This window comes from Thiohalocapsa sp., assembly GCF_019695415.1.
GTDB lineage: Bacteria > Pseudomonadota > Gammaproteobacteria > Chromatiales > Chromatiaceae > Thiohalocapsa.
The window spans coordinates 1-11,340 of record NZ_JAIFKJ010000160.1; the positions used below are offsets into that span (position 1 = coordinate 1).

The 11,340-nt window shown below is 66.7% G+C and carries 11 protein-coding genes; 7 read left to right on the plus strand and 4 right to left on the minus strand.

Annotated features, from left to right (window positions below):
* From I6U14_RS04235 to I6U14_RS04255, 5 genes are all read left to right on the plus strand, one after another.
* The coding region (locus I6U14_RS04235; protein WP_296897125.1) for an efflux RND transporter permease subunit at positions 1 to 1,700 on the plus strand (1,700 nt) is incomplete at its 5' end.
* A gap of 105 nt (positions 1,701 to 1,805) precedes the next feature.
* Positions 1,806 to 2,615 carry a hypothetical protein gene (locus tag I6U14_RS04240; protein ID WP_296897127.1) on the plus strand — a complete coding sequence of 270 codons (810 nt, stop codon included), beginning with the start codon at positions 1,806 to 1,808 and terminating at the stop codon, positions 2,613 to 2,615.
* 51 nt (positions 2,616 to 2,666) lie between these two features.
* The gene (locus I6U14_RS04245; protein ID WP_296897129.1) at positions 2,667 to 3,299 is read left to right on the plus strand and encodes an AAA family ATPase; all 633 of its coding nucleotides are present in this window, start codon (positions 2,667 to 2,669) and stop codon (positions 3,297 to 3,299) included.
* Positions 3,300 to 3,599: 300 nt separating this feature from the next.
* The gene (locus I6U14_RS04250; RefSeq protein WP_296897140.1) at positions 3,600 to 4,025 is read left to right on the plus strand and encodes a hypothetical protein; all 426 of its coding nucleotides are present in this window, start codon (positions 3,600 to 3,602) and stop codon (positions 4,023 to 4,025) included.
* 117 nt (positions 4,026 to 4,142) lie between these two features.
* Positions 4,143 to 5,063, plus strand: a complete 921-nt coding sequence (locus I6U14_RS04255) for a 5'-nucleotidase (RefSeq protein ID WP_296897130.1) — start codon at positions 4,143 to 4,145, stop codon at positions 5,061 to 5,063.
* Between the two features lie 101 nt (positions 5,064 to 5,164).
* Here I6U14_RS04255 and epmB read toward each other — a convergent pair whose 3' ends face one another.
* Together epmB and I6U14_RS04265 are read right to left on the minus strand one after the other, a co-directional pair.
* Entirely contained in the window at positions 5,165 to 6,166 is a 1,002-nt protein-coding gene (gene epmB, locus I6U14_RS04260; protein WP_296897132.1) for an EF-P beta-lysylation protein EpmB, read from the minus strand.
* Positions 6,167 to 6,174: 8 nt separating this feature from the next.
* Positions 6,175 to 7,524, minus strand: a complete 1,350-nt coding sequence (locus tag I6U14_RS04265; protein ID WP_296897133.1) for an MFS transporter — start codon at positions 7,522 to 7,524, stop codon at positions 6,175 to 6,177.
* A 131-nt stretch (positions 7,525 to 7,655) separates the two neighbouring features.
* Between I6U14_RS04265 and I6U14_RS04270 the strand changes: the two genes are divergently transcribed.
* Entirely contained in the window at positions 7,656 to 8,120 is a 465-nt protein-coding gene (locus I6U14_RS04270; RefSeq protein WP_296897135.1) for an SRPBCC family protein, read from the plus strand.
* A 109-nt stretch (positions 8,121 to 8,229) separates the two neighbouring features.
* Positions 8,230 to 8,676: a PAS domain-containing protein gene (locus I6U14_RS04275; protein ID WP_296897137.1), complete on the plus strand. Its 447-nt coding sequence runs from the start codon at positions 8,230 to 8,232 to the stop codon at positions 8,674 to 8,676.
* A 17-nt stretch (positions 8,677 to 8,693) separates the two neighbouring features.
* Here the strand turns inward: I6U14_RS04275 and I6U14_RS04280 are convergent, their stop codons facing one another.
* Together I6U14_RS04280 and I6U14_RS04285 are read right to left on the minus strand one after the other, a co-directional pair.
* Positions 8,694 to 10,460 carry a BatD family protein gene (locus I6U14_RS04280; RefSeq protein WP_296897138.1) on the minus strand — a complete coding sequence of 589 codons (1,767 nt, stop codon included), beginning with the start codon at positions 10,458 to 10,460 and terminating at the stop codon, positions 8,694 to 8,696.
* Positions 10,457 to 11,340 (minus strand): Coenzyme F420 hydrogenase/dehydrogenase, beta subunit C-terminal domain (locus I6U14_RS04285; protein ID WP_296897139.1); only part of this gene is annotated, 884 nt, incomplete at its 5' end. The genes I6U14_RS04280 and I6U14_RS04285, both read right to left, overlap by 4 nt.

Genomic DNA, 11,340 nt, shown 5'->3' on the forward strand with positions numbered 1-11,340 from the left:
TCGAGCAGGCCGAGAGCACGCGGGACGTGGACAACTACATCCGCGAGCCCTTCGACTACTGGCGTTTCGATGTCGACACCGAAAAGGCCGTACGTCGGGGCATCTCGGTGGACGCGATCAATCAGAATCTGGCCATGGCACTGGGCGGGGCCACCTTGGGCGACGTCAAGATGAGGGCCGGCCACGAGCCTGTGCACATCGTGCTGCAGGTGCCGCTGGCGGAGCGCTCGCAGATCGACCGGCTCGGCGATCTACCCATTCGCTCCACGGCCGGGTTCACGGTGCCGTTGCGCGAGCTTGGTCGCTTCGAGCGGGTGCCGGAGGAGCACATCATCTATCGCAAGGACCTGCGCGCCGTTGAATACGTTGTTGCGGACGTCGGCGGGGACCTGGCCGCGCCCGTGTATGCGATGCTTCAGGTGCAGAACCGGCTCGAAGACATGGGCTATGTCGCGCCGGACGGCACCGAGCCTCAGGCCTATTGGCTCGGCTCGCCGCCGACGGATCGGATCTCGGGCTTCGAGTGGACGGGTGAGTGGACCGTCACTTACGAGACCTTCCGCGATATGGGCGCTGCCTTCGCGGTGGCCTTGGTGCTCATTTACATCCTGGTGGTCTGGGAGTTCGGCAATTTTCGTATTCCCCTGGTCATCATGGCGCCGATTCCCTTGACACTGCTCGGCATCATTCCGGCCCATTGGCTGATGTTTCAGCTCGGTCTCGGCGGCGAGTTTACGGCCACGTCCATGATCGGCTGGATCGCGCTCGCCGGCATCATTGTGCGCAATTCCATCCTGCTGGTGGATTTTTCCATTCACGAGGTGCAGAAAGGCGTGCCCGTGGCGGAAGCCGTCATCCGTGCCTGCAAGACCCGCACGCGCCCCATTGTGATTACGGCGCTGGCACTGGTGGCGGGCTCCAGCGTTATTTTCACAGACCCGATCTTCCAGGGGATGGCCATCTCGCTGTCGTCCGGCGTACTGGTGTCCACCATTCTGACCCTCATCGTTATTCCGCTCGGCTGCGTGGCCGCCAGCCGCGACCTGTGCGAGGTCGCTGTAGCCAGTGCGCCCTCCGTCAGCACCGTGCCCTGCGCGGAGGCGCTGCTGGACGAAGGCGGCAGTGGCCAGCGCACGGTGCCGGCACGCCAGCGTGAGCCGTCCCCGGTGCTCGCCAAGGTCGGCGGCGCCTTCATGCTGGTGTTCTACCTGGTCCGCGGTATTTTTCTCCTGCTTTACGACTGGCTCAAGACCCTGCTCAAGGGCAAGCGCAGCCGTCACGACGGCAGCGGGCCGGACCGCGGCCCCGGCGGCGGTGGCACTGGACCTGGGGGTGGGACGGACAGCGGTATCGCCTATGACGAGCGCAGCAGCTCGGGCGCCGTGCCCAACGCGCTGCGCACCAGCAAGTCCGATGCGGCCCCTGCCGCGGCAACCGCCGCGACCACTCCGGCGCATACAACGGCAGCGGCTGAGGCCGTACCAACGCCGGACCTCGTACAGGCGCGAGCGAAGTCCGCGGGTGCCCCTGCAGCTCCTGACGGAGCGCCGAAGCCGAAACAGCGGCGGACCAGCAAGAAGAAGGCCCAGGCTAAGCCCTCTTCTGCTGCCACTGGCAAGGTTGCCAAGGTGCAGAAGAAGGCGGCGCGGCGTGGTATCCGCCTCAAGACGGACGAAGACGGCAGCCAGGGTTTCCGGTAGATCGGAGAGTTCGTCGGGTCGGGCGGTGCCGCTGCGGCTAGACTAAGGGCAACGGCCGCCGCATGCGGCCGACAGAAACGGATCCTGCCGCAGGTGGTGTTGCACATGTTGAGAATCCTGGCCCTCGTCCTCTGGCTCGCCCCTGGCGTCTTTTTGGCGGGGCCGCTCACGGCTGATGACCTCTATGGCGCACCGGACCCAGGCTGGTACAACCAGGGGAGCGGTTATCGTTCGATTCCCGACAGCTCTGGCGACGGCGACGGCTACGGCCAGGACCTGGGCGGCAGCTATCACTACGACGACTTTCGCACTGGCGCTGACTACAAGGATGATGCCGGGGGCTACAGTCCTTACGGATGGAGCCGAGACTCAGGTGCCACCTTCTTTGATCCAGCGGAGGGTTACCGAGACGCTCCGTGGCATGCGGACGCGGATCGCCCTTCTCCAGACCAGCCGCCGCCGCGATCACCGAACGGCTATGGCGCGCCGGATTGGGCGCAGGAGCCGCTGCCGCGGCAGCGCCGAGCGTCCGAGGCGCCAGGGTATTGGTCTGGCGACGAGGGCTACGGCGAAGCGGGCAGGCCCGGCGGGCGCAGCGTCTATGCTGACGGTTACCGCGACGGAGGACGTCTGCCCGACCGGCGACGCTACCGTTTTCGCGATGACCCCAGCCTGGGACAGCATGTCGGCGGCGGTACTGGCGCCGACTATCGTTTCCGGCCGCTGACGCCGAAGGAGCAGGAGCGCCACCACAGCGGCGCACAGGGCGGCCGTTTTGCCGACCGCTACGACGACCGGCGCTATCGCCCGCGGGATGAGGATGAACGCGGCACAACATTTGGCTATGCGCCCGGACGGGCGCCTGTTGCGCCACCCGACGATTTCTATCGCCGCTACTATCGAAGCGGGCCCTAACGGTCGTCTCGCGCGCGATTACCAGGGGCACCGCTGAGGAGTTTTTCGGGCATGATCACAGTGGTAGGGAGTCTCAAGGGTGGCTCCGGCAAGAGCACGCTGACCTTCAACCTCGGTGTCTGGCTCGCGATGGCCGACGTCGACATCCAATTGCTTGACGCAGACCCGCAGGCCACGCTCACGGATGTCAGCGAAGTGCGCACCGAGGAGGGATTCGAGCCGCCGATTCTGGTGCGCGATCGTAGTGCCCTGACGCCCGATGCACTGGCTGAGCACGAAGAGACCATCATCGACATTGGCACAGCGGACATGGACGCGGTGCGAACGGCGCTGTCACTGTGTGACCGGGTGGTGGTGCCGGTGCCTCCGTCCCAGGCGGATATTTGGTCCACCCAGCGCTTCGCGCATTTGGTGCACTCCGTGGAGCGCAGCGCCGCACCGGAGATCATCGGCTTCATCAATCGCGGCGACACGCACCATGCGGTGCGCGAGACCAACGAGGCCGCCGCCGCGCTGGTGTCGCTGCCCGACGTGCGCTTCATCAAGCCGCGCCTGTCGCAGCGCACGGTGTTTCGCCGCTCCTTCAGCGAGGGACTCGCGGTGTTCGAGCTGGAGCCTAGAGGCAAGGGCGCCAAGGAATTCTACGCACTGGCGGCGTCACTCTTCCCCCACCTCCTGAGCTGAGCCTGATACCACCGGGTAGTACCACTGGAGACCACTGGTCGGATGGTGGGAATTCCGAGCCTTTATGTTAGTCTCTAGAGCATTACGCCGGCAAACACCTGCGGCCCACAGGGTTTAGATTCGGTTGTCTGGAACCGGCCGCGTGCTTTGCAGGGCGGTTGCCGATAACAAGATCCGATCACTGAGGCAAACACGGCGATGGCGCATCCCAAATCCGACTCCGACACGCCCAAAAGGCCCGGCACCGAACCGGACGGTCTGCAGGACGACGCGACAGATTCGCAGGCCAATGCCTTTGCGATGGATCGGTTGTCGCAGGCATTCGAGAACAGCGCCCGGCGTTGGGAGCTCATCGTCTACCCATCGCTGTTCGCGTTTATCATCCTTGCGGCCTACGGCTTCTACCTGGTGTTCAGCCTGGCGAAGGACGTGCACTACCTTGCCATCAGCGTTGATTCCAATATGACCGTACTGGCGAGCAACATGCAGTCCATCTCCGACAACATGGGGCAGATCAGCTCCAACGTCCGCACCATGACCGTCGGCGTGGACTCCATGGCGCGGGACGTGAGCGTGCTGGAGCCCATGCTGACCACCATGCAGGGCATGGACCAGTCCATGCAGTCCATGACCTATACCACCGCCAACATGCGCGATGACCTCGGCATCATGAACCGCAACATCGGCCGACCGATGCACTTCATCAACAGCTTCATGCCTTGGTGATAACAAGGGCGCGGGCAGGTACCTGTAACAGCGCGGGGAGCCTGCCCTCAGCGCCGAAAGCGGGATGTCGCGGTATCCAGGCGAGCCTCCACCGACGCCGTCCTGATCCACTGACCCATGGCCGACCCGCTTGCCGATGCCGAGCGTATCCGTCTCGTGATCGCCATCTCATCACGGGCGTTGTTCGACCTCGACGAATCCCATCGCGTCTTCGAAGCGGAGGGCGTCGACGCCTATCACGCCTATCAGGTAGCCCGTGAGAACGACGTGCTCGCGCCGGGCGTCGCCTTTGGGCTAGCGCAAAAGCTGCTTGCTCTGAATGATCGCATCGGTGACGCGGGGCGGGTCGAAATCATTCTTCTCTCCCGCAACAGCTCGGACACAGGCTTGCGGGTCTTCAATTCCATCCGCCACCACGGGCTCGACATCACCCGTGCGGCCTTCACCAATGGTGCGAGCCCCTACCGTTACGTCGGCGCCTTCGATGCCCACCTCTTTCTGTCGGCCGACCCCGACGATGTGCGACAGGCGCTCACCGCCGGCTGTGCTGCTGCGACCCTGATGCCCGCACCCGCCCAGGCGGAGCGGCGGAGCGACGCGCCCGTGCGCATCGCGTTTGACGGAGACGCCGTGCTCTTCTCGGACGAGGCGGAGCGCGTCTATCGCAGCGAGGGGCTCGCCGCCTTCAACGCCCGCGAAGTGGCCGCCGCTGCGGTGCCACTCTCCGCCGGACCCTTCAAGGGGTTCCTGCTGGCCCTGCATCGGATTCAGGCATTGTTCCCACCACGGGATGCGCCGTTGCGCACGGCACTTATCACGGCCCGTGGCGCCCCGTCACACGAGCGGGTGATCCGCACGCTGCGCGACTGGGGCATCCGTATCGACGAGGCGCTGTTCCTCGGCGGCCTTCCGAAAGCGCCTTTCCTCGAGGCCTTCGATGCGGACATCTATTTTGACGACCAGGAGCGTCACTGCGCCGACGCCCGCGGCCGGGTCGCTACCGGGCATGTGCCGCACGGCATCGCCAACGCTGGCTGACACGGTGATCTAGCTGCTGCAGGGAGACTGGCAGCGGGCGGCGACGGCGATAGCGTCCCGGAGCTCGAGCAGCTGCCGTGGGGGCATGGCTGCTTCGGCCGTCACAACAGCGGTACTTTGTAGTCGGCACCGGGGCGCTCGCGCACCAATAGCGGCGTTAAGTAGCCGGGCAGTCGGCGCCGCAGCGCCTCGACCAGCCGCCGGGCGCAGGCATCGTCCACTGCGAAGTGCGCCGCCCCCGCCACCGCATCCAGCTGATGCAGGTAGTAGGGCAGGACGCCGCAACCAAAAAGACGCTCGCTGAGCGCCGCTAGGCAGCTCGGCTCGTCGTTGACACCCCGCAGCAGCACGCTCTGGTTCAGTACGACAATACCCGCCTGATGCAGCGTCTGCAGTGCCTGACAGGCCGCGCTGCCGAGCTCGGCCGGATGGTTGGCATGGACCACCAGCACGCAACGCTGCGGTTGCGTCGTGAGCAGTCGGCACAGGGCTGGCGTAATGCGGCTTGGCAGCACCACGGGCAGGCGGCTGTGCACCCGGATGCGGCGCAGGTGTGGGATCGCGGCAGTGCGATCAAGCAGCTCGCCGAGGGCTGTGTCGTCCAACAGCAGCGGGTCGCCGCCGCTCAGGATCAGCTCGTGGACGTCATGCGCTGCTGCGAGCTCGGCGAGCTGTGCATCCAAGGCGGCGCGCGGCGGCAGCGCCGCATGGGGGAAGTGACGCCGGAAGCAGTAGCGGCAATGCACGGCGCAGCCGCTGGTGGCCATGAGCAGGGCGCGGCCCTGATATTTGCGCAGAAGGCCGGCGCGGGTGAGCGTGGAGCACTCGTCGAGCGGGTCCGATGTGAAGCCGTCCGTGGCCCTCAGCTCTGCCGTGAGCGGCAGCACCTGGCGCAGCAGTGGATCATAGGGGTCGGCCTTGCGCATCAGGGCCGCAAAGCCGCGGGGCACCAATAATGGAAAATCCGGCGCAGGGTCGAGGATCTGGGTGCGCAACGCCGCCGGCATGGCCAGGAAATCCAGCAGCACGTGCACGCGCGTGAAGGCGTTCGCCAGCTCCTGCTGCCATTGGGTCGCTGAGTGCGGTTCTCGCGCGGGCCGCATGGGCGGGCTCAGTCTGCGGCGTCGGCGGAGACTTCGCGCAGTCGCAGCGCATAGGCGGAAACGGCAAGTGCGCCCAAGCCCAAAGCACCGATGACAGTCGCTGTGTCGTAGAGGTCTGCGAGCACGCCGATGACGCCGCCGAGCAACATCGCAAGACCAATAATGGTGTTGCTCACCGCCACCATGGCAGCCCGATTGTCGGTGTCGGCGAGGTCTACCAGATAGACCTTTCGCCCGAGCCGGACGCCGGCGTGGGCGATGTTTACTGACAGAAAAAGCCCTGCCAGCAGCCAGCTGAGCGCGACGCCTTCCACACCGGTCTGTGCCACGATCCAGGTGCCGACGCCGGTGATGCCGCCGAGGGCGGCGGCGAGGACGATTACCAACCGCGCGGAACGATCGCTGAGGCGGCCCCAGATGGGCGCGCTGACAGCCCCCGCCAGGCCGCTCGCGATGATCAGAAGCCCGAGGCCAGACAGGGCCGTGTCGCTGCTCTGCTGCAGCAGCAAGACATAGAACGGGGGCGCCAAAGCTAGGCTCAAAAGTCCGATGCGCGCGAACAGGTAGCGCCTGAAGTCCGCGTCCGTGCGCAGCAGATTGAGGCTCGCCAGGGCCTCGGTAAGGGCGTTGCCGCCGCCCGCCGTGGCGCCAGGCTGCTCGCGGATCGACGCGAATACGAGCGCGCCGAGCAGAAAGAGCCCGCCGCCCGTGGCGAGCAGCAGCGCGTAGACGAGCCGCTCGGACTCCACGTCGCCGAGCACGCCGAGGGCGAGTCCGAGCGCCAGCGTCGCGGCGCCGGCGATACCGGCCGACCAGCCCATGAGCCGACCGCGGCGGGACTTGGAAACGGTCTTGCCGAGCACGTCCTTGGCTGAGACTGAGCACAGGCCTCGAGCGAGGCTGAAGACCACGAGCAATCCGACGATGATCCAGCCCGCGGCTGCCCCAGTCAGCATCAGTGCCGCCACGGCCATGGCGCCCAGCGCGCCGGCCGAGAGGAGCGCGCCCAGTATCCACACCGGCTTGCGCTGCGGCATGCGGCGAATATAGGCCGCCACCATGAGCTGAGGCAGCAGGACGCCCGATTCGCGAACGGGGACCAGCAGGCCCACGAACACCGCCGGTGCGCCCAGGGCACCCAAGAGCCAGGGCAAAATCAATTTGGCGCTGGAAAGCTCGTCGGCGATCTTGCTCAGCAGGTTGGCGCCGAGATAGGCGAAGAAGTTGCGCGGCTGGTCGTTACAGGACTCGGGTGGGATATCCCTACAGACCCGCGCGTCTTCGTCGCCGGTGACGAAATCGTACAGCTGGCCCAGCGTGTTGTCGGGCGCTGTCCTATAGGTCGTGTCCCGCCCCATCTTGATCCTTTCCGTCTGTGCTTGTGTGTGGTTCATAATGCAGGCGGAACCGCGCGCGCTGTTCCGAGTCGCAGCAGTTATCATGTAGCCGACCCGTGAGCGCCGCGCAGCAGACGGCTCAGGAGATCGTTGTGGTCAAAGCGCAAGCGAGCATCGAGATCGAACGGTCCCCGGACGCGGTGTTTGCCTTTATCGCCGAGGACTTCGAGCGCAATTATCCGCGCTGGTCACCGGAGGTGAAGGAGCTGCGCATGGTCTCTAAGGGGCCGATGCGCGTGGGGAGCATCGCCCGGCAGGTGCGCGTCGATCAGGGTCGGCGCACCGAGTCCACGTTCAAGATCACACACATCCAGCCGGCGCAGCGGCTCACCTTTCAAGGCACGAGCTTCCCTTTCTTGGTGGACTATCGGTTCGATGGCGCCTCTGAGCATACCAAGCTCACCTTCACCTTCGAGCTTCGCCGCATCGACCTGATGATGCGCCCCTTCGAGAAGTTGATCCGCTCGGCCGTCCAGGATGGTGCCGAGCGCACGGTTCGCAACCTAAAGCGCCTGATCGAAGCCGAGTGCGCACCGCCGGAGCGGCGGTCCGCATGAGCCCGTTGCAAGCGAGCGGGCGGGCGCTCCGCGGTACGCACGAGGCGGCGGCCGCAGCGTCCACCACAACTGGACGGAGGGCTGAGAGCAACATCGGCCGGAGACTGACATGAACTTCGTCGTCGAAAAAGACCCCGGCATGATCCCCAAGGTGTTGGCGCAGATTCTGGACAGCTGCGTCAACGGTGTCACCTTGTCTGACCCGGATCTGCCGGATAACCCCATTGTGTTCGCCAACGCCGTGTTCGAGCGTATGACCGGCTACTCCAAGGACGAGATCATTGGCCGGAACTGCCGTTTTCTCCAGGGTGACGACCGGGAGCAGCCCAGCATCGCCGAGATTCGGGCGGCGCTCGCAGAGGAGCGGCCAGTCGAGGTTACGCTCCGCAACTATCGCAAGGACGGCACGCGCTTCTATAACCGCCTCAGCATCCGGCCACTGTTGGATCCGGACGGACGGGTCATCTACTACCTTGGCGTACAGTACGACGTCACAGAGCAGGTGGAGGCCCAACAGGAGATCGCACGGTTGACAGCCCTGCTGGGCCAGGGCTGAGCGCCGACGGCCGCACCTCAAGCGGGCGCCTGTTCGTCGGCGGCCGTTGGCGTCGCCTCGGGCAAGGGCGTAATGGCGGGCAGCTGCGCTGCGACCGGGCGCCCGGCCCAGGCGCTGCCGCCCGGTCCGTAGAAGGCCATGTCCAGCAGCTTCAGGTCGTCGCGCAGCGGCGACGGCAGGCGAAGCATGAGCTGCGAGAGATTCCCCGGTGGCCGCTCGGGCCATACTACCGCAGCCCAGGCAAGCAGTGCATCGCGGGCCGCATCGGCATCGGCTTTGTCATAGGCGTGGCGTACAGCGGCAATCAACGCAGGCAGCATCTCATCCGATCTGTATGGCGCCGCAGGGACTGCTGCGGTGGCTGTCTGTGGCACGGCGTCCCGCCGGCGCAGCCAGCGGCGAGTGAGCCATCCGAGCAGTAAAGCCAGTAACAGCCCCAGGCCGCCAACTGCCAGCATGCCCCAAGGGCCTCCAGCGGCAGGCTTCGGTGTGGACGGCTCGCCGCGTCCGAGGGGCGACTCAGCCGGGGCGGCAGTGGCGGCGCCTGCGTCCTCGGGTGTCTGCTGGTCCCGTGCCCATTGGGCGGCCGGCCGCCGGTCTGCCGACGCGAATGGGGCCACTGTCAGCGTCCAGTCTGGCAATCGGGCGGTGCGCCGCTGGTCGGTGCCGGTATCCCACCAATCGATGGCGGGGCCAGGCAGGACGTAGCTGCCGGGCTCGGCGGCACTGATGAGCACGCGCTCGGCGCGGAAGCCGACGATGCCTGTCGCGGTGCGCTCGTTCCAGAGCCGCGGGGGATCGTCGCGCACGCGGAGCTGAAAGGGGATGGCCAACGGCAGTGCCGGCAGTTCGTCGGCGGGGAGTCCCTCGGCGCGTAGCGTGATGAGTCGCTCCAAACCCTGTCCCGGTGCGATGCGCACCTCGCTGGGGCCGGCCTCGGTGAGGGTCAGCGCGCGCGCGGGCAGCCAAGTGTCGAGGTCGGCATCCGCCGGCGGCGCGCTCACCGTGACTTCCAGCGGCTCGGCGCGGTGCCGCACGGGTGCGCCGCCGGCAGGCTGCCAGGCGTCGAAGCCGAGCTCGCTGATGCGCAGCTTCCCGGCGCGCTCGGGAAACACCGAATAGCGGTGCATAAGCACTGTCGCGCCGTCCGGCTCGGGGGCGCGCGTCGTGACGAGCGGCAGCAACCTGGCAGCGGATGCCTGCGGTGTCGGCAGGTGTCCAAGGGGTGGACCCTCGGGTGAGCGCACGCGGATGGTCAGGACAAGCTCCTGGCCGACGACACCAGCCGGAGGATCAACGTCAGCGATGACATCGATGCGCTGCGGCGGCATATCGGCGCCGGAAGGCTGGGGCGCTTCGGCGGGCGACGGCAACAGCTGGGCGTCGGGTGTCGTTGTGGCGCTGACGCTGAGGGATAGGGCCGCAGTGCGTTGGTCACCCACGGCGAGCGGTGGCACAGAGACCTGGCCCGTGCGCTGCGGCAATAGGGTCAGGATCAGCTCATGGCGCTCGCGTCGGCGGCCGTCGACGGTGCTCACCGTCTCCGCGCGCCGTTGGTCAAGAACTCTAAACGCCGCCGCCAGCGGGCCTAGGTCGATATCCACCGGCAGCGGAGCCGTATCCGCGAGCGTAAGCGTGACCGGCTGACCGGCGGCGACGCTGTTTGCAGACAGGCGTGCCTCGACTGCTGCGACCGTGCCCGGGTGTGCAAGGCAGAGCCCGAGCAGGAGCAGGGCCGGCACCGTCGCGCGCCGCGGCCCACCTTGGCCGCGCAGTATGCTCATGGCTGCTTGTCCTGACGCGCTTGCGGCTGGGGGCGGATGCCGCGGCCCATCGCCTGTTGATGTGCCGCCTCATAAGGCGCAAGTGTCCGATAGACGTAGTCCGGCACGATGCGGGGCTCGAAGCGCGGGAAGTGCGTGCGCACGTGGTGCAGATTGCGGAGCATTTTCATCTCGATAATGGCGCGGGCGAACTCCAGTCCGCGCGGGCCGCGGTGGCGCTGCAGCCAGGCGATGAGGCGGCGGATAGGCTTGGGCGGCTTGGCGGGCGGCTTGGCCAGCATTTGGATGTAGCGCGGCACCCCTCGGGTGCGATCACCTGCGCTGTCGAGGGTGCCGACGTCGAGGTCGCCGCGCAGCAGGTCCAGCAGCTCCGCGCCGCGGGCGGTGCGCACCAGCACCCATTGCCAGCCGAGACGCGCGCCCATGTAGCCGATGGTGATGTCGGCGAGCGTGTTGGCATAGTCGAAGCAAGACAGACACGCCGACGGGAAGATGCCCTCCAGCTTGTCCATGGGGAAGTCGATGTAGTTGAGCCGCTCGGTGCTGCCGTCCTCGTGGTGCATGTGCAGGCTGTAGTCCTGCATGAACTCGTAGTGGACGATGGTGCCGGGCGAGCGCGAGACCTGCTCCAGAAAGTACGTGAGGTCCGGGTAGGTGACATTGTCGGAGCAGGGGATGCCGATGACGTCGAGGCGCGCGAGCCCGAGCTTGTCCTGCGCCGCGCGCAGCATGTGCACCTGACAGCCGGTGCCGACCACGGCGAGCCGCCGCACACCGGCGTCACGTACGGCGTCGAGCAGCCCGAGGCCGGGTGCCAGGCAGGGCTTGTTGCCGGCGGTGGCCAGCACCTCCTGCGGTGTAGGTGCCAGCACGGGCCGGG

Excerpts from the sequence above, each read along its gene's own strand:
- I6U14_RS04240 (WP_296897127.1), top strand. The coding sequence starts at position 1,806 with ATGTTGAGAATCCTGGCCCTCGTCCTCTGGCTCGCCCCTGGCGTCTTT.
- I6U14_RS04245 (WP_296897129.1), top strand. The coding sequence starts at position 2,667 with ATGATCACAGTGGTAGGGAGTCTCAAGGGTGGCTCCGGCAAGAGCACG.
- I6U14_RS04250 (WP_296897140.1), top strand. The coding sequence starts at position 3,600 with ATGGATCGGTTGTCGCAGGCATTCGAGAACAGCGCCCGGCGTTGGGAG.
- I6U14_RS04255 (WP_296897130.1), top strand. The coding sequence starts at position 4,143 with ATGGCCGACCCGCTTGCCGATGCCGAGCGTATCCGTCTCGTGATCGCC.
- epmB (WP_296897132.1), bottom strand. The coding sequence starts at position 6,166 with ATGCGGCCCGCGCGAGAACCGCACTCAGCGACCCAATGGCAGCAGGAG.
- I6U14_RS04265 (WP_296897133.1), bottom strand. The coding sequence starts at position 7,524 with ATGGGGCGGGACACGACCTATAGGACAGCGCCCGACAACACGCTGGGC.
- I6U14_RS04275 (WP_296897137.1), top strand. The coding sequence starts at position 8,230 with ATGAACTTCGTCGTCGAAAAAGACCCCGGCATGATCCCCAAGGTGTTG.
- I6U14_RS04280 (WP_296897138.1), bottom strand. The coding sequence starts at position 10,460 with ATGAGCATACTGCGCGGCCAAGGTGGGCCGCGGCGCGCGACGGTGCCG.